The 24,531-nt window shown below is 48.7% G+C and carries 22 protein-coding genes and 1 tRNA gene; 6 read left to right on the forward strand and 17 right to left on the reverse strand.

All coding sequences use genetic code 11. The features are described 5' to 3' along the window. Positions 1-68: 68 nt before the first annotated feature. The 7 genes from I2F54_RS13105 to purU all read right to left on the reverse strand — a co-directional run bounded on the left by I2F54_RS13105 (position 69) and on the right by purU (position 5,890). Positions 69-1,385, reverse strand: coding sequence for an aspartate kinase (locus tag I2F54_RS13105; RefSeq protein WP_009121600.1), 1,317 nt, complete (start codon positions 1,383-1,385; stop codon positions 69-71). A gap of 35 nt (positions 1,386-1,420) precedes the next feature. Next, on the reverse strand, positions 1,421-2,128 hold the full coding sequence (locus I2F54_RS13110) for a cell division ATP-binding protein FtsE (RefSeq protein WP_009121599.1): 708 nt from the start codon (positions 2,126-2,128) through the stop codon (positions 1,421-1,423). 6 nt (positions 2,129-2,134) lie between these two features. Then, positions 2,135-2,743, reverse strand: coding sequence for a bifunctional phosphoribosyl-AMP cyclohydrolase/phosphoribosyl-ATP diphosphatase HisIE (hisIE, locus tag I2F54_RS13115; RefSeq protein WP_009121598.1), 609 nt, complete (start codon positions 2,741-2,743; stop codon positions 2,135-2,137). A gap of 133 nt (positions 2,744-2,876) precedes the next feature. After that, the gene (hisF, locus tag I2F54_RS13120) at positions 2,877-3,632 is read right to left on the reverse strand and encodes an imidazole glycerol phosphate synthase subunit HisF (RefSeq protein ID WP_009121597.1); all 756 of its coding nucleotides are present in this window, start codon (positions 3,630-3,632) and stop codon (positions 2,877-2,879) included. A 33-nt stretch (positions 3,633-3,665) separates the two neighbouring features. After that, the gene (hisA, locus tag I2F54_RS13125; protein WP_195501422.1) at positions 3,666-4,388 is read right to left on the reverse strand and encodes a 1-(5-phosphoribosyl)-5-[(5-phosphoribosylamino)methylideneamino]imidazole-4-carboxamide isomerase; all 723 of its coding nucleotides are present in this window, start codon (positions 4,386-4,388) and stop codon (positions 3,666-3,668) included. A 47-nt stretch (positions 4,389-4,435) separates the two neighbouring features. After that, positions 4,436-5,026, reverse strand: a complete 591-nt coding sequence (hisH, locus tag I2F54_RS13130; RefSeq protein WP_195501423.1) for an imidazole glycerol phosphate synthase subunit HisH — start codon at positions 5,024-5,026, stop codon at positions 4,436-4,438. A 6-nt stretch (positions 5,027-5,032) separates the two neighbouring features. After that, positions 5,033-5,890, reverse strand: a complete 858-nt coding sequence (gene purU, locus I2F54_RS13135) for a formyltetrahydrofolate deformylase (RefSeq protein WP_009121594.1) — start codon at positions 5,888-5,890, stop codon at positions 5,033-5,035. 371 nt (positions 5,891-6,261) lie between these two features. On the opposite strand from purU, the gene I2F54_RS13140 reads away from it, so the two are divergent. Further along, positions 6,262-6,335: transfer RNA gene (locus I2F54_RS13140), tRNA-Asp, on the forward strand. A 316-nt stretch (positions 6,336-6,651) separates the two neighbouring features. Here I2F54_RS13140 and I2F54_RS13145 read toward each other — a convergent pair. After that, on the reverse strand, positions 6,652-7,215 hold the full coding sequence (locus I2F54_RS13145) for a DapH/DapD/GlmU-related protein (RefSeq protein ID WP_022218789.1): 564 nt from the start codon (positions 7,213-7,215) through the stop codon (positions 6,652-6,654). A gap of 164 nt (positions 7,216-7,379) precedes the next feature. Here I2F54_RS13145 and I2F54_RS13150 point away from each other — a divergent pair, with 164 nt between their 5' ends. Beyond that, positions 7,380-8,279 (forward strand): helix-turn-helix domain-containing protein, encoded by a 900-nt coding sequence (locus I2F54_RS13150; protein WP_022218790.1) that lies wholly within the window; start codon positions 7,380-7,382, stop codon positions 8,277-8,279. Between the two features lie 23 nt (positions 8,280-8,302). Then, positions 8,303-9,199, forward strand: coding sequence for a helix-turn-helix domain-containing protein (locus I2F54_RS13155; RefSeq protein ID WP_009121591.1), 897 nt, complete (start codon positions 8,303-8,305; stop codon positions 9,197-9,199). Between the two features lie 32 nt (positions 9,200-9,231). Here the strand turns inward: I2F54_RS13155 and I2F54_RS13160 are convergent, their stop codons facing one another. Next, complete coding sequence (locus I2F54_RS13160; protein ID WP_338083447.1) at positions 9,232-10,320, reverse strand: MBL fold metallo-hydrolase; 1,089 nt, start codon at positions 10,318-10,320, stop codon at positions 9,232-9,234. Positions 10,321-10,481: 161 nt separating this feature from the next. On the opposite strand from I2F54_RS13160, the gene I2F54_RS13165 reads away from it, so the two are divergent. After that, positions 10,482-11,360: a PfkB family carbohydrate kinase gene (locus I2F54_RS13165; protein ID WP_195501425.1), complete on the forward strand. Its 879-nt coding sequence runs from the start codon at positions 10,482-10,484 to the stop codon at positions 11,358-11,360. A gap of 122 nt (positions 11,361-11,482) precedes the next feature. Here I2F54_RS13165 and hcp read toward each other — a convergent pair whose 3' ends face one another. Then, complete coding sequence (gene hcp / locus I2F54_RS13170; protein WP_195501458.1) at positions 11,483-13,138, reverse strand: hydroxylamine reductase; 1,656 nt, start codon at positions 13,136-13,138, stop codon at positions 11,483-11,485. Between the two features lie 164 nt (positions 13,139-13,302). Between hcp and I2F54_RS13175 the strand changes: the two genes are divergently transcribed. Further along, positions 13,303-13,926, forward strand: coding sequence for a Crp/Fnr family transcriptional regulator (locus I2F54_RS13175; RefSeq protein WP_195501426.1), 624 nt, complete (start codon positions 13,303-13,305; stop codon positions 13,924-13,926). Positions 13,927-14,353: 427 nt separating this feature from the next. Here I2F54_RS13175 and I2F54_RS13180 read toward each other — a convergent pair whose 3' ends face one another. The 6 genes from I2F54_RS13180 to I2F54_RS13205 all read right to left on the reverse strand — a co-directional run bounded on the left by I2F54_RS13180 (position 14,354) and on the right by I2F54_RS13205 (position 21,550). Beyond that, positions 14,354-15,571 (reverse strand): PepSY-associated TM helix domain-containing protein, encoded by a 1,218-nt coding sequence (locus I2F54_RS13180; protein ID WP_195501427.1) that lies wholly within the window; start codon positions 15,569-15,571, stop codon positions 14,354-14,356. A gap of 5 nt (positions 15,572-15,576) precedes the next feature. Continuing rightward, positions 15,577-16,977, reverse strand: coding sequence for a DUF4374 domain-containing protein (locus I2F54_RS13185; protein WP_009121585.1), 1,401 nt, complete (start codon positions 16,975-16,977; stop codon positions 15,577-15,579). Positions 16,978-17,029: 52 nt separating this feature from the next. Continuing rightward, complete coding sequence (locus tag I2F54_RS13190) at positions 17,030-19,327, reverse strand: TonB-dependent receptor (RefSeq protein ID WP_229097198.1); 2,298 nt, start codon at positions 19,325-19,327, stop codon at positions 17,030-17,032. A 235-nt stretch (positions 19,328-19,562) separates the two neighbouring features. Continuing rightward, positions 19,563-20,018, reverse strand: coding sequence for a preQ(1) synthase (queF, locus tag I2F54_RS13195; RefSeq protein ID WP_009121583.1), 456 nt, complete (start codon positions 20,016-20,018; stop codon positions 19,563-19,565). Between the two features lie 104 nt (positions 20,019-20,122). After that, the gene (gene queC / locus I2F54_RS13200; RefSeq protein WP_022219665.1) at positions 20,123-20,779 is read right to left on the reverse strand and encodes a 7-cyano-7-deazaguanine synthase QueC; all 657 of its coding nucleotides are present in this window, start codon (positions 20,777-20,779) and stop codon (positions 20,123-20,125) included. Positions 20,780-20,869: 90 nt separating this feature from the next. Next, on the reverse strand, positions 20,870-21,550 hold the full coding sequence (locus I2F54_RS13205; protein ID WP_009121581.1) for a queuosine precursor transporter: 681 nt from the start codon (positions 21,548-21,550) through the stop codon (positions 20,870-20,872). A gap of 176 nt (positions 21,551-21,726) precedes the next feature. Between I2F54_RS13205 and I2F54_RS13210 the strand changes: the two genes are divergently transcribed. After that, positions 21,727-23,010, forward strand: a complete 1,284-nt coding sequence (locus I2F54_RS13210) for a DcaP family trimeric outer membrane transporter (protein ID WP_009121580.1) — start codon at positions 21,727-21,729, stop codon at positions 23,008-23,010. Positions 23,011-23,110: 100 nt separating this feature from the next. On the opposite strand, the gene I2F54_RS13215 is transcribed toward I2F54_RS13210, so the two are convergent. Beyond that, positions 23,111-24,445, reverse strand: a complete 1,335-nt coding sequence (locus I2F54_RS13215) for an OmpP1/FadL family transporter (protein WP_022219663.1) — start codon at positions 24,443-24,445, stop codon at positions 23,111-23,113. Positions 24,446-24,531 lie beyond the last annotated feature (86 nt).

Genomic DNA, 24,531 nt, shown 5'->3' on the forward strand with positions numbered 1-24,531 from the left:
CTTCGTTCAGTTAAAAAGAGCGCTTTTATCAAGAAGGTAAAAGCGCTCATATCTATTGTTTTCTTTTGTTACTCATTGAACAGCGCATCGCTGAGCGACTGCAAAGCCTGTTTCTTATCACATTCGCGGATAAGGAAAGAAATGTTATAGTTGCTGCCGCCGAAAGAAATCATACGCACCGGTATGTCGCGCATAGCATCGAGCGCCTTGGCTTCAAAGCCGACGTTCTCCCATTCGAGGTCGCCTACCACGCAGATGATACACATATCCTTGTCTACCGTCACCGTACCGTATTTCTTCAAATCGTCCAGAATCTCGTTGAGATGCTTGGTATTGTCGATAGAAACGGATACGCCTACCTCGGACGTACAAATCATGTCGATAGAAGTCTGGTAGCTTTCAAAGATTTCAAACACTTTACGCAAGAAACCGTGAGCAAGCAACATACGGCTGGACTTGATTTTGATGGCCGTGATATTGTCCTTAGCGGCTACCGCCTTGATTTTTCCCTTCTCCGTATCGTTGGAGATGAGTGTACCCGGAGCCGTCGGGTCCATTGTATTGAGCAGACGCACGGGGATGTTGGCGTACTTGGCGGGCTGAATACAGGTGGGGTGCAGGATTTTTGCGCCGAAGTATGCCAGCTCGGCCGCTTCTTCAAAATGAAGGTGACGCACCGGAGAAGTCTTGTCCACAATACGCGGGTCGTTGTTGTGCATACCGTCGATGTCCGTCCAAATCTGGATTTCGGAAGCATTGACGGCAGCGCCTATCAGGGAAGCGGTATAATCGCTGCCGCCGCGTTGCAGGTTGTCTACCTCGCCATAGGCGTTGCGGCAGATGAAACCTTGTGTGATGTAGATTTCCGCATCGGGATGCAGTTCGAGCTGAACCTGGAGTTTATCTTTGATATAAACAGGGTCGGGCTCCGCGTTCTTGTCCGTACGCATGTATTCTAAAGCCGGAAGCAGAACCGACTTCACGCCGCATTCCTGCAGATAGTAGTTCATCATGGCGGTAGAAATCAACTCGCCCTGCGCCAGCACTACTTTCTCCTCGAACAGCGTAAAGAGGTCTTTGGTGTAAGAACGGATATAGTCGAAATGAGATTTGATAAGTTCCAGACCTTTCTGTTTATATTCGGGAGTGGCATAGAGCTCATCAATGTGCTGGCGGTATTTCGTTTCCAGCCTGTTGATAATCTCGTTAGCACCTTCCGGATTCTTCTTGTACAGATAGTCCGAAATCTCAACCAATGTGTTTGTGGTACCCGACATGGCAGAGAGAACCACAATCTTACGTTCACCATCGGTAATCAATTTGGCCACTTCCTTAATTCGCTGAGCCGAACCTACTGAAGTACCTCCAAACTTTAAAACTTTCATTTTCGTTCCTGTATTAAAATGTTATATAATCTTGTTTATTTTTCTTCTGTTGACGACGCGACGGAATACTGTTCCGTCACATCCGTTATCAAATGGTCGGCACAACGGTATACGCGTCCCGGATATTCCCAAAGCAACTGCATGTTGTGCGTAGTCATAATGACCAGCGAACCCGCCGCGCTGATGCTGTGCAAAAGCTGGGTTATGGCAAAGCCCGTCTCCACATCCAGATTTCCCGTAGGCTCGTCGGCAAGGATGATTTCCGGAGAGTTGAGTACGGCACGGGCTATCACGATACGCTGCTGCTCGCCCCCAGACAATTCATTGGGATATTTATAGCCTTTATTGCTCATGCCCACCAGCTGCAGCACTTCGTTGATACGGTCTTTTATCTCTCCCTTATTCTTCCACCCGGTGGCACGGAGCACAAACTCAAGATTGTCGTACACCGTACGGTCGGTGAGCAGCTGGAAATCCTGAAATACGATACCCAACTTACGACGCAACTGCGGAATATGCTTGCGCTTGATATGCAGCATATCATATCCCAGCACCTCGGCATCGCCCGCTGCAACATCCAGTTCGCCGTAAAAGGTTTTGAGCAAACTCGTCTTGCCCGAACCTACTTTACCGATGAGGTAGACAAACTCCCCTTTATGCAGCTCCAGGTTTACATCGTTCAGTACGCACAGCTCCTGCTGGTGTATCTCCACGTCTTTATATCGTATCAGCGCTTCGTCCATAATAACTTAGTGTTTCTTCCAGCTCGCACTGTGGCGTTCTTCCAGCTCACGTGCCAAATCTTCTATGCGATACCCCTTAGAGGTCAGCAATACGATGAGGTGGTACAGCAAATCGGCTCCTTCGTATATCAGACGCTCGTCGGTGCCGTTGCACGCTTCAATGACGGTCTCAACCGCTTCTTCACCTACTTTCTGCGCCATTTTATTGACACCCGACCGGAACAGGCTGGTTGTGTAAGAGCCTTCCGGCATTTCGGCGTGACGCTTGTCGATGAAGTCCTGAAGAAGTTTCAGGAACATAACGGGCTGTTCGTTCTTCTCGCCCCAGCAAGTGTCCGTACCCGTATGGCAAACCGGACCGACAGGGTGTACCTGAATCAGCAAAGTATCCTTGTCGCAGTCCTCTTTCATGGAAACCACGTTCAGGAAGTTGCCGCTCTCCTCGCCTTTCGTCCAAAGACGGTTCTTGGTGCGGCTAAAGAATGTTACCTTACCGGTTTCTACCGTCTTGTCGTATGCTTCCCGGTTCATAAAACCCAACATCAGCACCTTGGCCGTATCAGCATCCTGTATAATTGCCGGAACGAGTCCGTTCATTTTATCAAAGTCCAACATCTTTTTAAGTTATGAGTTATAAGTTATGAGTTATTTTGTTGTGAGTTATTGTTATGAGTCGTTTTCATTCGCGCTTCGTACGGCACTTCGTACGGCAACGAATAACTTATAACTCATAACTTATAACTCCTTATCATCTTCTCATCGCGACTCCTTGGGCGCAAAGATACGATTTTAAATCGGGAATTTTGATTTCTCCGAAATGAAAAACGCTGGCAGCCAAGGCGGCATCTGCTTTTCCTTCCAGAAAGACATCACGGAAATGCTCTTTCGCGCCTGCTCCGCCCGATGCGATAACGGGTATGGAAAGCCTGTCGGCAAGGGTGGCAAGGGCTTCGTTGGCATATCCGGTCTTTACGCCGTCGTGGTTCATACTGGTAAAAAGCACCTCGCCCGCGCCGCGTTCCTGCGCTTCTTTCGTCCAGGCAAAGAGTTCTTTGCCGGTCTCCACACGTCCACCGTTAAGGTAGCACCACCAGCCCTTTTCCGTCTGCTTGGCATCAACGGCCAGCACACACACCTGCGAACCGAAATGCTTGGCTATCTCGTCAATCAGTTCGGGACGGCGGATGGCCGAGGAATTGACAGAAATCTTGTCCGCACCGGCATTCAGCAGCCGGTCTACGTCGTTCAGCTCATGGATACCGCCACCCACGGTAAAAGGTATGCTGATGTTGGCGGCAATACGCTTCACCAGTTCGGCGAACGTCTTGCGTCCCTCGAAGCTGGCGGTTATATCCAGAAAAACCAACTCGTCGGCACCCTGCTCGCTATAAGCACGCGCCAACTCGACCGGATCGCCTGCATGGCGCAGATTCACGAAATTGGTTCCTTTTACGGTCTGCCCGTCTTTGATGTCGAGGCAGGGAATGATTCTTTTTGCTAACACTCTTCTTTCTGTTTATGATTTCGGATTTATGACTTACATCATAAATACTTCCAGTTCCTTGAAAGTTATACGCCCTTCGTACAACGCCTTACCGAAAATAACGGCGGGTACGCCCGCCGCTTCCAGCCGGCGGATATCATCGGCGCAACTCACTCCGCCGCTGGCAATGAGGCAGAGGCCGGGATGCGCTTCCAGTATCTCCTTATACAAAGCCGTGGAAGGGCCTTGCAGCATACCGTCGCAGTTGATGTCGGTACAGATAACCTTGCGGATGCCCTTCTCCACATAGTCTTTCAGAAAAGGGAACAACTCGCAAGAGCTCTCGTCTTTCCAACCGTTGACGGCAATCTTATGGTCTTTCACATCAGCTCCGAGGATGATTTTCTCCGAACCGTACGTTTGCAGCCAGTGACAGAAACGTTCGGGATTCTTTACGGCAATGCTACCGCCTGTCACCATCTGCGCACCGCTCTCAAACGCAATGACCAAATCTTCATCGCTTTTCACCCCGCCACCGAAGTCTATAATCAAGGAAGTGCGGGAAGCGATCCGCTCCAGCGTGCGGTAATTCACCACATGGTGGGAAGCGGCTCCGTCGAGGTCTACCACATGAAGGCGGCGGATGCCATGCGCTTCAAGCTCCCTGGCTACTTCCACGGGATTCTCGTTATACACTTTCTTGCTGTCATAATCACCCTGGGAGAGGCGTACGCACTTTCCGTCGATGATGTCAATAGCGGGAATTAATTCTATCATGTCAATTAACTGCAAATTACGAATTATCAAATAGCGGCATCTTCCGCCTATAAGTCCAGAAAATTCTGCAGGATACGTTCGCCTACACTTCCACTCTTTTCGGGATGAAACTGGGTGGCATAGAAGTTATCCTTATGCAAAGCGGCACTGAACGGAAGTATATAGTCCGTTACGGCAGCCGTACAATCGTTGACCGGAACATAAAAGCTGTGTACGAAATAGACGAATTCTTCTTTCGTAAAGCCCCTGAAGAGGTCACTTTCGGTCTGCGAAATCGTATTCCAGCCCATGTGGGGAACCTTATCCTCATGCTTTTGCGAAACGAAACGTTTCACGTCGGCATCAAAAATACCGAGGCAATCCACATCTCCTTCCTCCGAATGGCGGCACATCAACTGCATGCCCAGGCAGATACCCAATACCGGCTGACGCAGCTCTTTTATCAGCTTACCCATGCCGCCGGCATTCAGGAAGTTCATGGTTGTCTCCGCCTCACCCACTCCGGGGAAGATAACTTTATCCGCAGCGCGTAACACCTCTTCATCCGCCGTAATCTCCGCCTCAACGCCCAAACGCCTCAAGGCATAGTCCACCGAACGGATGTTACCTGCATTGTATTTGATAACTGCAACCTTCATCAGCCACTAATTAAATATTACGGTCTTATTCTTATACGCCAGCACCTTGCGCTCGATATGCTTCTGAACGGCGCGTGAAAGGACAATCTTTTCCAAATCCTTACCCTTGTTCACCAAGTCCTGCACGGTGTCCTTATGCGTGATGCGCACCACATCCTGCTCGATGATAGGGCCTGCATCCAGCTCCGTGGTAACGTAGTGGCTGGTAGCGCCGATAATCTTCACACCACGCTCAAATGCCGCATGATAGGGTTTCGCCCCTACAAACGCCGGAAGGAAAGAGTGGTGGATATTGATGATTCGGTTGGGATAAGCGTCTATCATCTTCTCGGAAATTACCTGCATATAGCGCGCCAGCACGATGAAGTTCACTTTGTGCTTGGCCAGCAGTTCCATTTCTTTCTTCTCCTGCTCTTCTTTCGTTTCCTTTGTGATAGGGAACAGGTGGAAAGGTATGCCGAAACGTTCCGCCACATGCTGCAAGTCGGGATGATTGCTTATTATAAGAGGTATCTCCACATTCCACTCACCTGCCGTATAGCGTGCCAGCAGGTCGAAGAGGCAGTGCGACATCTTCGACACGAAGATAGCCATACGAGGTTTGGCATCCGAGAAGTAAAGACGGAAATTCATTCCGTACTTCTGCGCATACAACGTTTCAAAATAATCTTCTATTTTCTCTTGAGGAACCAGGAAATTTTCCAATTCCCACTCGATACGCATGAAAAAGATATTCTCTACGTGGTCTACATACTGATCCAGATAGATAATATTACCCTTGTTCACCGTTATAAAGTCCGTTACTTCCGCCAGGATGCCCGGTTTGTCGGGACAGTGAAGTAACAGTTTGGCTGTTTTCATCATCCTAAAATCTCTTTTTTATCGTTTTCTAATTACAACATTCTTGTTTTGAGTTCGCAAAAATAACGATTTATTGCAAAATAACGAACTTTTCGAGCAGGAAGTTTAAAAGTCGGCGTAAAATGTTTCGTTTTCTTCAGAAACAAGGGTTCAATCGGATGCTAAATGCTACATAAACGCTCTATAAACGGTTTTCTAAATAGTTGTTAAATCACGATACTTCCTTTTTTTACAATATTCTCAATATGAGGATGTAAAGTAAATGCAACCAAAAAGCCCCGAAAAAAAGTTTATCGCAGCTATTGCAGGTTCAAAAAAAACACCTACCTTTGCAACCGCAATCGAGAGAGATAGCAATGATAAAATAAAATTCTGGTGCGTTAGTTCAGTTGGTTAGAATACATGCCTGTCACGCATGGGGTCACGGGTTCGAGTCCCGTACGCACCGCAGAATTAGAAATAAAGCTCTGAAACTCAATAAGTTTCGGAGCTTTTTCTTTATACAAATCTCCCCCGGTAATTCACGGCAACCGCCACATGGCTTACCGTGATTGATAAAGAAAAAAAATTCATTCAATAGAATTCTTCTCCTTTCACCGTTCGGAAACAGACAGTCCGTTTAAGCGAAACACACTATGCGCATCGCCTCAACGCATCATGCGTTTACACCGGACGCACAGTGTGTTTTCATCCGTAAACAGTTTATACCACCTCTCCCGCCTTTCACACAGTCCCGTCCATACGGAATAGCGGGCGGATAGGATTTAGCGGATATATTTCATAATTTTCGCAGGCACTCCCCCTACGATTGCATCCGCCGGAACATCTTTCGTCACCACCGCGCCGGCTGCCACCACCGCATTGTCACCAATCGTCACGCCTTGCAGAATAGTGGAATTTGAACCTACCCACACATTCCTGCCAAGCACGATAGGCGCAGGATATGTGGTATGACGGTCTTCGGGCGCAAGCCCGTGGTCGAGGGTTGCAAAAACCACATTATGCCCTATCTGGCAGCCGTCTCCCAACGTAACCCCGCCATGGTCTTGAAAATGGCAGCAGGCATTGATAAATACGTTATCACCGATTTCAATATTCTTTCCGAAATCCGTATAGAACGGCGGAAACACGCGAAGCGAGGGCGGCACGGGCTTTCCGAAAAGTTCGGAGAGCAACGCCCTCACCTCGTCCGGAGCATAATAGGAAGTATTCAATTTAAATGTAACACGTCTCGCCTCATTACTCATTTCGTCCATAAAGCGATGTATCTCTTCCGTATCGAGAGCCTTTCGTGTCTTTACATATTCCAAAAAATCATTAAGTGTCATATAACCAGCTATTAATAAATTACACTGCAAATGTAACCGAATGACAACCGCACCCGTGTGAACGAATTACGGACATTTGTAACCTAATTACTGATTCTGCGCGAAGCGGTGTACTACGTATGATTTTATTCTTTACATTTGTGCAGGACTAAAAACGATACCTTATGAAAGAAGTTATAAAACTGGACACAGTAGACCAATACAACCAATTCTTCGGACTTGAAACCCTGCATCCGCTGGTGAGCGTGGTAGACCTGTCGGAAGCCACCAAGTTCCCTACACATTTTACGATGAACTACGGAATATACGCGCTCTTTCTGAAAAAAGTAAAATGCGGGGACATCCGCTACGGCAGGCAGATTTATGATTACCAGGAAGGGACGGTCACCAGCTTTGCTCCGGGACAGGTCGTGGAAACGGAGATGCAGCAGGGAGTGAAGCCGAGCGCCCACGGTCTTTTGTTCCATCCCGACCTGATTAAAGGAACTTCTTTGGGACAGGACATCAAGCAGTATTCATTCTTTTCGTACGCCTCGGCCGAAGCCCTGCACCTATCCGAGGAAGAAAAAGGCATATTCATGGATTGTCTGGAGAAAATAGAAATGGAACTCCAGCACCCGATCGACAAGCACAGCAAACGTCTGATTTCGCGGAACATCGAACTGCTGCTGGATTACTGCATGCGCTTCTACGAAAGGCAGTTCATCACCCGTTCGGAAAGCAACAAGAGCGTGCTGGTGAAATTCGAAGCCTTGCTCGACGATTATTTCCAAAGCGACAAACCGCAAACGGACGGGCTGCCTTCCGTAAAATACTTCGCCGACAAAGTATTCCTGTCACCCAACTATTTCGGCGACCTGATAAAGAAAGAAACCGGAAAAAGCGCGCAGGAATACATTCAGACCAGAATGATAGATTTAGCCAAAGAGATGATTGCCGGGACGGAAAAGACGGTCAGCCAGATTGCCTATGAGCTGGGATTCCAATATTCGCAGCATTTCAATCGCATCTTCAAGAAGAACGTGGGGTATACACCCGGCGAATACAGAAAACTACAAATATAAAGGTTGCGGATAAGATTGTCCTTATGAAAAAAGAGATACTGAATATAGAGACTGTACATCAATGTAATTGTTGTATGGGCTGCAAGACGCTGCATCCGCTGGTGAGTGTCATCGACTTATCCAAAGCCAACCTGGAGCAGCGCACCATCCGGTGTGATTTCTATACGATTATTCTGATGGAAGGAGAAGCCGGGGAGCTTACGTACGGACGCAAATACTACGATTACTCCAACGCCACACTGATATTCCGTACGCCGGGCGAATCCATAAAGCTGGGTATAAACAATATACTTACTCAAAAAGGCCTGCTGCTGGCATTTCATCCGGAACTGATAGCGCACACTGCATTGGGAAGCCACATCAAGGAGTACTCCTTCTTTTTTTACAAGCTGAACGAATCGCTGCACCTGTCATCGCGCGAAAAGATGAAAATCATAGAATGTATCCGCAATATCGAAGAGGAGCTTCGGCACTCCATAGATTGCCATAGCAAGACGCTGATTTCACGCTATATCGAGTTGCTGCTGGATTATTGCGCACGCTTCAACGAACGCCAGTTCATCACCCGTTGTGAGGCCAACAAGGCGATTCTGCACAAAACGAAGTTGCTGCTGAGCGAATATATCTCGTCCGGCAAGCTGGAAGGCGGTGTGTTGCCCACAGAGGAATATTGCGCGGACGCCCTTCGCCTGTCCCCCTGTTATTTCGGTGATTTGCTAAGGTTTGAAACCGGAAAAAGTATTCACGAATATTTCCAGCTAATGCGGCTCAACATCGCAAAGAAAATGTTGCTGGACAAGGAGAATGCCGTAGGCACGGTAGCCAAGAAATTAGGGTATGCCAATACGCAGTATTTTACCGGCCTGTTCAAGAAGATAACGGGGATGACACCGACTGAATATAAATATGCGCAGAATTGACAGGACGGTTGTCCATATGCCGGTCACCCTACTCAATTCAGATAAGTAATCTCCCCTATTACGGGCATCAGGACATCCAGTGAGTCTTTCTCCTTCAGATTCACGGCATTCCTTAACGGTTCATCCCAACGGTGTCTTGCCAAGGCAAACTTCGAGTGATGAACCGTTAAGTATTTCTCCGCTTTCAAATCTTCGGCTGCCTGCGCAAGATAAGCGGGCATGGTATGGATATACTTCCAGTCCTCATTATACTGCCCGTTCTCCAGTATGGCAAGATCGATTCCCGGATATTTCTTACCGATTTCGGCAAAACGCGTGTCATATCCGCCGTCTCCGCCCATATAAATCTTTTGCGAGGGAGTTTCAATAAGGAAAGAAGCCCAAAGCGACTGATTGGATTTCAGGAAACGTCCGGAGAAATGACGGGAAGGCAGGCAGTGAATAAGAAAGCCCTCATCGAGCCCGGCATCTTCAAACCAGTCCAGTTCCACCAAACGCGACTTGTCGAAGCCCCAATATTCAAAATGCTCGCCCACCCCCAGCGGACAAACGACCTTACCCGTACGCTCCTTCAATTGCATCACCGTGCCGTAGTCCAAATGGTCCCAATGGTCGTGCGTGATAACCAGGTAATCAATGTCGGGCATATCTTCCGGCTTGTAAATATCCGTACCTTTAAACGGCTTGTTAAGGAAAGAAAGCGGGGCGGCCGCACAGAAAACGGGGTCTACCAATATCCGCTTGCCGTCCGCCTGGATAAAATAAGAAGAATGGCCGAACCACACCAGCACATTCTCATCCCGTCCTATGCTTTTCAAGTCCGTCTTGACGGCCGGAACATCTTCTTGTGGACGAAGCCCTTCCTCTTTTTTGAAAACAAAACTCCATAAAGCGCCCAAACGGCCTTTCTTTGCCGTCATCTGCACAGTGGGATGCAGGTTATGGAACTGCCCGTCCCTGTAATGAGGCGACTTTCTGATTCGCTCCAGCCGTTCTCCCTGCGGCAGTCTCCCAAACTGCGGGCGGTTGACAAATACAATACCCGCCACGCCTGCCGCTATAATCACACCCGCTATTATTCCTATTATCATATATACCTTTTTCTTTTTCCGTGACTTCATACTTCAAACTACATTAAACCTGTGCAAATGTAGGCTTACTTCCTCAGTTTAGCAACATACAGATTACGGATGTTGTTATCAATATTACTGTTTTTCTCAATAAATCATTACCTTTGCGGCAAAATTACAAATAAATAAACGAATAAAAACAACAGGGAACAATGAGTGTACACGATTTATGCTGCATCGGTTATATCACACAGGACAAGATAGTTACCACCAAGAATACGATATTCATGCCGGGCGGCACTTCTTTCTATTTTGCGCATGCCATCAAGCATCTCGACCCGAATGGCTTTTTATTGGTTACGGCTCTGGCCGATGCCGACATGAGCGTAGCGGAAGATATACGGAAAGAAGGCATCGAAGTGAAAACTCTGCCCAGCGTCCATTCCGTCTGCTTTGAAAATATATACGGAGAAAATCAGAACGAACGTACGCAACGTGTCACGGCAAAGGCCGATCCGTTTACAATGGAAGGTTTGCGGGACATCAACGCCCGGATTATTCATTTGGGCAGTCTGCTGGCTGACGACTTTTCGCTGGACGTCATCAAATACCTGTCGGGCAAAGGACTGCTGTCGGTAGACGTTCAGGGCTTTCTGCGCAAGGTGGATAATGAAAAGGTGCTGCCCGTGGACTGGCCGGAAAAGAAAGAAGCCTTGAAGCATATCCATATATTAAAAGCCAACGAAACCGAAATGGAAGTGCTCACCGGATGCAAAGAGCCCCATGAAGCCGCCCTGCTCATTGCCGACTGGGGCGTGAAAGAGGTATTGCTGACACTGGGAGACAAAGGCTCGCTGATATACGCCAAAGGACAATTCCACGAAATCCCCGCCTACTCCGCCCTGCAAATAGTGGATGCCACAGGCTGCGGAGATACCTATATGGTGGGGTATCTGTATATGCGGAACAAGGGCGCGTCCTATCAGGAAGCGGGCTGCTTTGCCGCTGCCATGTGCACCATCAAGCTGCAAACGCACGGGCCGTTCCGCGGAACCGAGGCCGAAATCAGAAGGATAATCAATCTCGCGTAAAGAAAAACGTTCTCTTTACGGAACGAGAGTCACTAAAGAGCTGAGAGTGTGTCAAAACAAAAAAACGGTAAGCGTTTTTTTGTTTTGACACACTCTCGTTATTACCCTATCGGCTTATCCGCTCAAGAAGCCAACCCGAATTTCTTCAAGTCCTCTTCCACGCTGCCGATGCCCGCGATATGGAACATATCCACCAATACCTTAGCCACATTCGGAGAAAGGAACGCAGGCAAAGTAGGGCCTAAATGTATTTCTTTCACTCCCAAACTCAACAGCGCCAACAATACGATTACGGCTTTCTGTTCATACCAGGCTATATTATAAACAATAGGCAGCTCGTTTATATCATTAAGCCGGAACACCTCTTTCAGCTTCAAGGCGATAACCGCCAGAGAATAGCTGTCGTTACACTGTCCGGCATCCAGTACGCGGGGAATGCCGTTGATGTCGCCCAGGCCGAGCTTGTTATAGCGGTACTTGGCACAACCAGCCGTAAGGATTACAGTGTCCTGAGGCAATGATTTGGCGAATTCCGTATAGTAGTCGCGGCTCTTCATACGTCCGTCGCACCCTGCCATTACGATAAAGCGACGAATCGCGCCGCTCTTTACGGCATCCACCACCTTATCCGCCAGTTGCAGAACCTGGTTGTGGGCGAAACCGCCGATAATCTCCCCGCGCTCAATCTCCGTAGGCGGTTGGCACTGTTTGGCCATCTCTATGATTTCGGAGAAATCTTTCCTGCCCGCCGCGTCCTTCTCGATATGCTTGCAGCCCGGATACCCGGTAGAGTTGGTGGTAAACATTCTTTCCTTATATACGGCATTCGCCAGCGGCGGCACGATACAGTTTGTAGTAAACAGGATGGGACCGTTGAAAGCCGTAAACTCTTCACGTTGCTTCCACCAGGCATTACCGTAGTTGCCCACAAAATGAGAGTACTTCTTAAAGGCGGGATAATAATGCGCCGGCAACATCTCGCTGTGTGTATATACATCCACGCCCGTACCTTCCGTCTGTTTCAACAGTTCTTCCAGGTCTTTCAGGTCATGTCCGCTAATCAGGATGCCCGGACGGTTCTTGACACCGATATTCACTTTGGTGATTTCGGGATTTCCATAAGTTCCCGTATTCGCCTCGTCCAGCAGCGCCATGGTCTTTACCCCGAAACCGCCGGCTTCGAGCACCAACTGCGTCCATTCGTCCGCCGAAAGCGAGCGGCAGGCTATCGTAGCCAACGCGTGTTGCATAAAGACATGAATATCATTGTCGTTGAAGCCCAAACGCATGGCATGTTCCAAATAGGCCGCCATACCTTTCAAACCGTACGTCAGCAGTTCTTTCAGCGAACGGAGATCCTCGTCGGGTTCACGCAACACGCCTACCGACTTCGCCTTTTCCGCATAATCGGCGCGTGTTCCCTGCCAGGAGAGTTCGTCCACTTCCGGCAAAAATACATTGTTACGCTTGGCTTCATCCATCAAGCGGTTGCGCAGGGCAAGCCCCTTGTCCACCCGCTGCAGGATGCTTTCATCATCGAAATTGGCATTCGTAATCGTGGAGAACAGGGCATCCACCACAAATACATCGGCCTCTCCGGGCACGGGGCATCCGGCTTTACGCAAGGCATCGGTCACCACCGAAACGCCTCTGACCACAAACAGCAGCAAATCCATGGCCTGCGCCGTATGGCTTTCTTTTCCGCACACACCTTTCAGCATACAGCCTACTCCTTTGGCTGTTTCCTGGCATTGATAACAAAACATGTTCATTTCCATTTTCTTATTCATTTAGAAGTTTATACCTACTTTCTGTCAACACTTTCCCCGTCGTTTGGTTTCCTATAAAGAAAGTGTTTCACTATCTTTGTGCAAAGATGGGGATTCGCACTTGCGTAAACTGTCACGTATGTTACACCAAACCACAAAAAAACAAAAAGAGAATGGAAATATATCCGCTACTGAAAATGCCGCCCTTCCAGGGAACCACGGAAGATGAATTATTACCCCTTATCCTCGCCCCCGAGCATGCGTGCCGACTGTACAAGCCGTCCGACTTCATAGCCATGCAGGGAGAAGTGTACCGTTCCCTGTTTCTCCTGTGCAGCGGCAAGGTACGTACGCAAATGGTTAATGCGGAAGGTAAGCAACTGACCATCGAGACCCTGAAAGCCCCGCAACTGCTTGCTCCCGCATTCGTCTTTTCATCAGAGAACCGCTTCCCTGTCAATATCGAAGCGATAGAAGAATGTGAAATCCTTGTCGTAAACAAAAACGCCTTTCTGGACTTCCTGCACCAATATCCCGTAGCGATGCACAACTTTTTAAGGCTGGTATCGGACAGAACCCTGTTCCTTTCCAAAAAGCTGAATGCCTTTGCCCTGCAAAGCCTCAAATCGCGTCTGCTGAACTATCTGCGCATGCACGGCTCCATACTCAACCAGCAGGAAGTGGCGCAGATACTCGGCGTGGCACGTCCTTCACTGGCACGGGCGCTGTCCGAGCTTGCCGGCGAAGGGTGTATACGCATGGAAGGAAAAGAGATACAAATTATTAAGACTAAATAAGTAAGATACAAACTATTAAGACTGAACAAGCAAGATACAAACTACTAAGACTGAACAAGTAAGTCATAAATAAGTCATAAATAAGTGTTGAAATTTAATTTATAGCAGTAACGAGGATATAGCGTAACCTAAGGCTGAAAGCCTGTTTATCTTATAGCCCGGGGCAACACCCCGGGAGTACGAATATGAATGACATTACGCCCTATAAGGGCAAAAGATTTGCATATTCGTCTTTTGCCCTTACAGGGCGCAGAATACCACGAACATTTATTCCCGGGGTGTTACCCCGGGCTTAGAGATAAGAGCCTTTCAGGCTGAAAGCTAAAAATCCTTCAAGCTGAAAACTAAAAATCTTTCAAGCTTAGATTATTCTTGCTATAAATTAAATTTCAACACTTACTTAAGTAAGTCATAAGTAAGTATTAAGTTATATCAAGCGGATACGCCGCAGCCACAGATAATAACCCGTCAGCGGAAGTGTGCCGCCCAATAGTGCGGCAATGAACGTCAGTATCCGGGTGAAAATGCCGCCCCAACTACCCACATGTACGGAATATATCCAACCCCGCATCTTGCCCGAAGCGTCGGTATCCTTATATAAGGTAACTTCGGTGATTTCGCCGTCCTGCGGATTAAAGGCATAACGGTCGGCAGCCCGCTGATTGCCGAAACGCTCAAAAGAGACGCTGGCAGAGCCGTTGGAAACTGTAATCTGCTTATAGCCGGCATTACGCGCTTTCAGTTCCTCGTACACTTGCTGCCAGCAAGCATATGGCGAGGTATGCTCTCGATTTCTACGACCTTCTTCGGAAGAGTTACGCCCGGACTTGCCACCGTGAGCCGTTTGCAGTGTACCATGAACCGTTTGCGGTGTGCCGTGAACCGTTTGCAGCGCACCATGAACCGTTTGCGGTGTGCCGTGAGCCGTTTGCAGCGCACCATGCCCCGCCCTTTGTTTCATCTCTACTCCGAACACCTTATAAAAGCCCGCGCGATACCACGAGAAAGACCATGTCAGTCCGGTCAGAGCCATTGCCAAAAGCAATACAAGCGCATACATACCGCCCGCCACGTGCAAATCGTACCAAAAGCGGCGCCGGCCTTTACCGACGGCAATCTTCAGGCTGTTCTTCAGCGCTTTCTTTGTGCGAGGCCACCAGATGACAATGCCCGATATGAGCACGAATACGAACATCAGCGTACTGACCCCTACAATCATCTTGCCCCAAAATATTCCGCCGTCCGGTTTCATTCCGTCCAGCAGCCAACGATGCAGCTTAAACATGGTGAGGAAGAACGGCGCACGCTCGTGCCTGCCCTTTACCTCACCGGTATACTGGTCTACATAAACGGACGCCCGTCGCGGTTTCGACAGATTGACCTGATAAGCACGTTCCGCATCGGAAGAAATGGAGACACCTGTAACGGCAACACTGTCCGGCAATGTCCCGGCGACTTTCTCTATCAGGTATTCCACAGGAAGCGGAGCGCCGCTTACCTTTTCCACATAATAGAGGTCGCGCCTGCACAATTCCGTTACTTCATCTTCAAATACCAGTGCAGCGCCCGAAAGGCAGATAACCGTAATAATCAGCCCGAAAGGGACAGACAGCCACAGATGTATTTTACGAAATGCTTTCTTCATGGCAGTTAATTAAGAGGGCTCAGCTTACCGATACCTGTAATCTGCGTAGCCTCTACCGTGACACCTTTCGTGGCAGTAGCGCTGGACGGGTCTATCTTATAAACAGCCGGATGCCCGTCGGTAGTTGTCACAGCCATATAGGCATAGCCGTTTTCCGTATACGGGGTGTTGCCGAAACCGGAAATCAAGTCTGCCGACGGAAGGCCGGTGACATACGTAAGTTTCTTGCTTCCAGCTTTAAAGACAGCCAGCTCTTTGGCCTCAAAGCCTGTTTCCGTCAGAGGACGGTCGTACATCAGCAGCAGGAAATAGTCGTCCGCAATATGCCAGCAACGCAGGAAGGATTTTCCGCCGCTTTGCTCCTCCAAGTCACAGTAATAGCTGTCGAAGTCTTCCTGGCCGTCAGGGATGCGTACCACACCCGCCGGCAAGGTTGTCCGCTGGCGGACATCGCTCATGGTCTTGGCATAACTTGGAGAGAATACGTAAATATCACCGTTGTCAGCTTCCCAGATAGTCTGGTAATACTGGGATTTGAAGCGGCCGCAGGCATAACTGATTTTGTCTGTCTTGATGAGCTTCTTTGTCGTCATGGCGGCATCATCAAAAATTGCCACCCAACACTCGTTGGGGTACTGCGTCCACTGCAACTCACCTTTCTTGTAAGCACTGCTGTTGGAACCGCCGTCTTCGGTCTTTACCAACGTCTCGTTACCCGGCAATATATACTTACCGCCGTCTACGGCAGCGCCATACTGGCTCAACCCCATGGGAACGGCTGCGCTGTATATCTTTTTGTTATGTTCCAGAATGCCCGCCAATGTCACGAACTCACCGTTGCCCAGGAAGTTCTCGGACATATAGGCTTTTACTTTCGTATCATTGGTTTTGAACGTTTCGGCCGCTACATCCAGATAAGAGAGTAAGAACATTTTAGGCAGATACTGCTTGTCATCGGCATACTCCGTAGGGCCATCGCCGGTAGAGGCGGTGATGATATACTTGTCGTAGATGCCGTAAGTGGTGAATCTCTTGACGGCGAACTCTCCCGAGCGCGCCTGCACTTCGTTGGCGGAGTTCATGATATAAGAACGGGTAGTTCCGGCATTACCCTGATTATAAGTCAGTCCATAGAGATACTGATCCTTATAGAACACCCATTGGGAAGCGCCGTCGTTGACAAGTCCGTTGTTGACGGTAGAAACAGAGCCTTCGTCCAAAGTCTTGGAAGTCAGCAAGACGTTAGTCGTATTACCAGAGGCCGTGACAGAGGCAGCGACCACAAAATCGCCTTTGGTCTCATTATTGTTTCCGCCGCCCGGCACTTCCGTATCCGTACAAGATGTCAATGCCAGTCCTGTCATCGCGGTTGCGAAAAGTCCGGCTAAAAAGAAATTCTTTTTCATGATGTTTTTACCTTATTATATTATACTAATCGTTATTGATTTATTTATCAGCTTAATTACCGAAGTATACGCGTACCTTCCCATAAAATGCCCGTCCGGCTTTCTGCAGACTGAAGTTATCGTACAGTTTCTCATCCGTGAAGTTCCGGCACTCGAACGACAGGTTGTAGCGTCCGCCGTGGAGACTGTAAGAAAGGCTCAGGTTGTGTGAGAACTGGTTGGGAACCACATAGTCGCCTTTATTCGAACCGATTTTGGAAGAATAATAGGTAAAGCTATGCAAGTACTGATTGTCGTAGGATACGGTCAGCGCATTTCCCTTTTTCCCGAGGTCGCGCCAGTAGAATGTCACGTCGGAATCGGCAAAGATATACGGCAGGTTGGGCATGCGTTCCTTATAGGCTATATTTTCCGCGCTGCCGGATATGGACGTTTTCATATTATCGCGTACGTTCATCTGCGTAAAGTTACCGCCCACGCTCACCCATTTGCCAAAGCCGTAACGGGCGGAGATGTTATATCCTTTCGTCAGCACCTTTCCGTAGTTTATATAAGTGGCCGCGGATTTACCGCCGCTCAGGTCGGTGATGTTGCGCTGGATATAGTCTTTGGTGTTACGGTACACCAATCCGCCTTCCACATATACGGAATGCTTGCCGAAAGTCTTATTATAGCTCAGGTTCAGATTGATGTTATCGCTGTTCTCCGGACGGATGCCGATGTCTCCCATTTCCAAGTCTTCGTTACCGAACATTTCTTCGATAGTAGGCAGACGGTAGGCTTTTTCGTAGGACAGTTTGGCTTGCAGCCCCGGCAGGATGAAGTAAGTGCCCGCCGCTCCATACCCTATGGAACTTACGCTGCGGGTGGTACGCACATAGTCGTCCTGGTTGGTATTGGTAGCCACCGGTCCGGCAACAAATTGATTGTAATACTTACCGAATACGGATAAGTTCCAGGTTTCGGACGGCATCAGGCGGTAAGAAAGACCGGAGATGTTCTTGCGGGTTTCCTTGGCGATGGCATCCGACTGCTCTTCTTTGGCGAGCAACGAAGTATTGGAACGGCTGAAAGCATTCAACACGTGATTGAACGTCAGCATGTGCATCTTCCCGAGACGGTAGTTGGCCGTAAACGTACCATTCCAGTTGTTGTTATCGGCACGCGAGTGCTGGTAAGACTGCTCGCCGGGAGAGTTCAGCGGTTTCCTGTCTCCGTACCAGTTGTACTTATAGGAAGCAGTGTCCACGTTTGTCGTCAGGTTCTTGTTATAGTTCACGGTCAGCACCACATCCAGCCCTTTCGCAAACAGGTTGCGCTTGTTATACTCCAGCGAGGGCATCAGCGAGTGTCCCTTGCGGTGCTTCTGTCCGTACACTATGTCCTGACGCACACCGGTCTGTATATCCTGGTACATATTGGAATAGGTGAAACCGAACATCAGACGGTCGGCCCACTTCTTGTCGATAACGCCCACCTTGCCGATAATCGCCTCATTATGGTAGGTATCGTTGAAACGCTTTACGCGTACTTTCTTGTCACGGTCTATCCGGCCCGTTTCAAAGTCTTCCACCGGAGCGTCGATGTGATAGTCATTGTCCGAATAATTCTGGAACGCATTGATTTCGTACGTAAAACCGTTCTTAAAGGTCTGCCCGAAGTTTACGTTGGATTTATGCGTATTGAACGAACCGTAAGAGTAGGACGCATCCAGAAACCAGCGGCGGCGTTTCTTGTTCGTAACGATATTGATAACTCCGCCGATAGCATCCGTTCCGAAGCCCACAGGCACTACGCCTTTATACACTTCGATACGGTCGGCAAAATTCACCGGGATATTGTTCAGCCCGAACGAGCTTCCGACACCTTCCTGCGGAACACCGTCGATAAACACCTTTACGTGTTTCCCGCTGAAGCCGTCCAGCATGAGCTGCATGTCCGAACCTACCCCGCCCGACTCGCGCAATTTCATGCCCGGCGCTTTGGTCAGTGCGTCACTCAGGTTCTTCGTGGTGTTCTGCAGCTCTTTCGTATCCACCGCCACAGCATTGAATGCCGACCGCTTGATGCGGCTTACGCCCGTTGACACTACCGTTACTTCATCCAGTTGCTGGGTTTCGGGAGTGATTGTGATATTCTGTTTCACCCTTTGCCCTCTGAGCAGCGTCACCGCTTTCTCTACGGTTTTATAGCCGACAGCCGACACTACCAGCGTATAGTCACCCGCAGGCGCACTCACATGATAAATACCTTCGTGATTGGTTATCCCCCCGTAACCGGTCCCTTTCAAGTAGACTGTCGCAAAATCCACGACTTCTTTCTCCGTAGACAGGATTTTACCGGAAATCATCGTTTTACCCGGCTTCTGCGCGTATGCAGAAAATGCACACGCAGACAGGAAGAAAAGGAGTAGGTTTGATATAACTGTTTTCAATTTGAAATGATTATTAAGTTGTTACTAATACCGATGCAAAGATCATCAGAAAAAGAACACCGCACAATCACTTGTTTTAGGTAATTACATCAACGCTATTCTAAGAAAGTATCATACCCGCAATCGCTATTGATAGGTATATTCCATTATTTCATTCGCGGTTCATCAAGCGGTGTTCAGCCATTCGTTCGTATTTCGTTCCGGGACGTCCGTAGTTTGCGTACGGGTAAATGGATATGCCGCCGCGCGGGGTGAAGATTCCCGTAACCTCAATGTACTTGGGATTCATCAGACGAATGAGGTCTTTCATTATAATATTTACGCAATCCTCGTGGAAAGCGCCATGATTACGGAAACTGAAAAGATAGAGTTTCAGGCTTTTGCTCTCCACCATTTTCACATCGGGGATGTAGCTGATACGGATTTCCGCGAAATCCGGCTGTCCCGTTATGGGGCAAAGGCTGGTGAACTCCGGACAGTTGAAACGCACCCAATAATCATTACCGGGATGCTTATTGTCAAACGCTTCCAATACTTCGGGGGCATAATCCTGCTTATACTCCGTTTTTCTTCCCAATAAGGAAAGCTGGTCTTTTAATTCGGTCATATTATCAAGTAGTTGAAATTTAGTTTATATCAGGGCTATCTATCATTCAGAGCGTATCTGTTTACTTAATTGATTTCAATTCATTTTCCAGAGATTAAAAGAGGTTATCGCTTACCCGCCAAATACTTTTCCAATCCTTCTCTACGCAGCTTGCAGGCCGGGCAGTGTCCGCAACCGTCACCGGGTATGCCATTGTAGCAAGTCAGTGTTTCGTGACGAATCAGGTCGAGTACTCCCAACTCATCCGCCAATGCCCACGTTTCGGCTTTATCTATCCACATCAGCGGGGTGTGCAGTACAAACTGCCCGTCCATGGCAAGGTTGAGCGTTACGTTGAGCGACTTGATAAACGCGTCCCGGCAATCGGGATAACCGCTGAAATCCGTTTGCGACACACCCGTCACGATATGATCGATGCCTTTCTCGCGTGCATAGACAGCGGCAATGCTCAGGAAGAACAAGTTACGTCCCGGCACAAAAGTGTTCGGAACACCGTCTGCCGGCTTTTCCTTATCCATCACCATACCGGGGTCTGTCAACGAATTATGCCCCAACCGGCCAATGAAAGAAACATCCATCACTTCAAACTCCACTTCCGCTTTACGCGCTATTTCCCGCGCCAGCTCCACTTCCTTCCGGTGTTTCTGCCCATACAGGAAGCTCAACGCGTACACTTTCTTAAACTCACGCTTTGCCCAGAACAGGCAGGTTGTCGAATCCTGCCCACCGCTGAATACGACTAATGCTGCTTCTTTATTCATGATTGCTATTATTTATAAGAACAGTAGTCGGAAGTTGCGTCAAAATACACTTGATAATTTTTTCAGGCACAACCCCTTCCACACTTGATGTCAGATTTCAGTGATTTTCCACACTTTATAAGAGATTCCCTCATCATAGACATCACTTCCGTCTATCCTTTTAATGGCTTTCACCACCCGGATTGTCACCGGAAGAATCATTACCTCATACAGGGATTTCAGTACTATCTGAATGCACATCATCACCAGCAATTCCTGCCATGCGATAATGCCGCCAAAGGCTACCGGAAAGAATATCAGCGAATCGGCTGTCTCGCCCACCACCGTAGACCAGATGGCGCGTGCCGAAAAATGACGCCCGCCGCTCGCCACTTTCATGCGGCTCATCACATAGGCGTTGAGAAACGAACCTACCAGAAATGCCGACAAGCTTGCAACGACAATACGCGGCGCCATGCCGAAAACGAAGTTGAAATGAGGCGCTCCTTCCCAAAAAGGAGCGGCAGGCAAGGCCACGGCAATCAGCCCCAGCATCACCACAAAGAAGTTCATGGCGAAGCCGCTCCAGATAATCAGGCGCGCCTTACGAAAGCCCCACACCTCGGCAATGCAGTCGTTGATGATATAAGAGACGGGAAACACTAACAGTCCGGCGGTAACGGTTATGCCGAAAACCTGAATGACTTTTGTTTCAAGGAGATTAGCCGCTATCAAACAGACATTGAACAGAATGCCCAGCAGCATAAAGGGTACAGATACTTTTTGCTTCATATTCCTGTTTTTTACGTGGTGTTCTAGAATACACGACCGCTATTCGCGGCATCATACATTTCAGTTTATGATTTCACTCTTGTTAAATCGGGCGCAAAGATACGCTTTCTTTCGGTGACCGCAAAACCATTTTAAATTTAAGTTGTTCAAAGCACATTCACCAAAACCTAACTTAAATGAAAACAATCTTAAAAGTAATGTTTCTGCTGTGCGGCGCAGGACTGTCGGCAGTTGCAGCCCACGCGCAAAAAAAAGTGATTATCGAAGACGAGTCTCCCAAAGGTGTCGTACTGGTCACCATAGACAAGGCGGGCGATGAGATAATCCGCATCATGAATGAGTCGCAACTGCCTTACATCCATGAACCGCAAGCTCCCCGCTTCCTGCTGACGGACAGAAAAGGCAAGTTCGCCCTGGGTATCGGTGGCTATGTACGCGCTACGGCGGAGTATGATTTCGGCGGCATCGTCGACAACATCGACTTTATCCCCGCCTATATCCCTGGTGGAAGCAAAATCAAGAACCAGTTTCAAATGGATGCCAGCACTTCCACCATCTTCCTGAAGCTGGTGGGGCATACCAAGATTCTCGGCGACTTCATCGTGTACACCGCCGGTAACTTCCGGGACGGTTCCAACAAAGGCTTCCAACTGCGCAATGCCTACGTGTCTTTTCGTGACGTAACGGTAGGCTATACCTATGGCGGTTTCATGGACTTGGGGGCACTGCCTTCCACTATCGACTTCCAGGGTCCCAACGGAGCCACCTTTTACCGTGCCACCCAAGTGGCATATACCTACAAGGGGCTGAAAAACTTCCGTTTCAACGCTTCCGTCGAAGTACCTTCCGTAGACGGTACGACCGACAGCGGGCTTGACATCGCGCAACAGCGTATGCCGGATTTCACCGCTTACGCACAGTACGGCTGGAACAGCAAAAGCCACTTGCGTGTGGGCGGACTTATCCGCAGCATGACGTACACCAGCACGCTGAGCGACAAGGCGCATGCCGTTACCGGATTCGGCGTACAGGCATCCGCCACTTTCAATGTAGGCAGGCAATGGCAGGTATTCGGACAGGCCACCTACGGAAAAGGCATCGGACAATACCTGAATGATATCAGCAACCTGAACGTGGACATCGTTCCCGATCCCGACAAAGAGGGGAAGATGCAGGCGTTGCCGATGCTGGGCTGGTATGCGGGATTGCAATATAATATCAGTCCGAAGGTGTTCCTCTCAAGCACATACAGCATGTCACGCCTTTATTCTGAAAACGGATATCCCGCCAACGAACCGTCTACGTACCGCTATGGACAATATTTCGTAGCGAACCTGTTTTGGAATGTCACTCCCAATATGCAGGTGGGTGCGGAATACCTGCGCGGATGGCGTACGAATTTCGATGATTCCACCAATCATGCCAACCGTATGAACCTGCTGGTGCAATATTCTTTCTGATTGGCGCAAGACTCTTTCTAATCTGTATAAAAACGAAGAAGGGGATGTATCCGTAACGGACATCCCCTTCTTCCATATATAAAGGTTGGATTATGAAATATCAGAAGCGATAGTCGATGCTCAGACCGAAAACTTTGTTGGTGCGGCTGTACACGTTGGTACCGGGCAAGCCTAAACCGTTGTAGTTTTGAGTGGTCTTTGTATAATCTTCATAGTTGGTCCACATATAGCCCACATTCAAGTCGGCTCTTTCCGAAAGCTGCAATTTTGCGCCTATACCCAAAGAGTAAGAATCGCAGGAGAAGCTGGTATCGGTCTGGTAGTTATCGGACAAGCCGTAATCGGTGAACTGTACACCGCCGCTCAGGGTCAGTCTTTTGATTACATCCCATTCTATACCTGCCAGATACTCGTTCGTGCCTTTTGTCAGGTATTTCTGTTTGCCGTCGGCCATACCCGCGTTCTTGTCATCGTAGAAGTGGTACTCCACCGATGCGCGCAGCACGGGAAGGAACTCATAAGCAGCGGCTACCGAAAGCATGGCGGGAATATCGTTCGGAGTATTTACACCATGTTTGTAAGCTTCCAACTCGCTTTCGGGAGCGCCTACCATGCGTAATGAGTTCAGTTTGGTATTATTTTCGATGTTCAGGTTGGCTTTGAACTCGTATTTAGCGCCAATAGTCAGTTTGCCGAACTTAGCGTCCAAGCCGATAACCGGAGTAAATCCCCAACCGGTCTGGCTGCAATCCAGGTCGATGCCGATAAGCTCGGTACCAACGGGTATCGCTCCCCCGGCAGGCAAAGGCAGATTGACGGCGGCGCTGGCATTCAACGCACCCTTATAACCACCGGTAAAGTAGTTCATGCGCCCGCCCGCAAAAGCGGAAAGCCAATCCGTTATTTTATAAGTCAAACCCAGCTGTACGGAATAAATGTACTGCTTGCCGTCCATATAGCTGTTCAGCGAATAGGCATTACCCGGAATGCCTTGTTGACCCAATCCGCCTATTACCATGGCATCGAACATGGAAAGACCGTCGTCAAACGAAGCTTTTCCACCGCCACCGGTGATACCGAAGAAACCGGAGATAGTCCAATCACCTTTTTTATAAGCCGCAAAGACGCTGGGGATAACAGGCGCCGACGCCTTACCCTCGTAATACTTATCCAAGCCCAAAGCCTCGCATGAAGCATCGATATTTCTTGTTTGGAACGCACTCTGAATACTCAAGGACGTATAAAATCCGTCTTTCGGCAAAAAGGCCAGACCCGCAGGATTGGACAAAGCCGCATCCACACCGGTAGTATTTGCACCACGGGATAACATACGAAGAAAAGCAGGGTGTTGATTTGTATTTGTCAGGAGACCTCCCGCAAAAGTTGGAATTGAAACGATTAGCATCGCAATGCTAATCAATGAAATTTTTCTCATCTAAATCTTTTTTATTGTTTTCGGGCGCAAAGGTACAATAATATTGCACATGAAAAACTGTTTTGTGCATTTAATTTATAACAAGT

The sequence above is a fragment of the Bacteroides clarus genome, assembly GCF_015555825.1.
Lineage (GTDB): Bacteria > Bacteroidota > Bacteroidia > Bacteroidales > Bacteroidaceae > Bacteroides > Bacteroides clarus.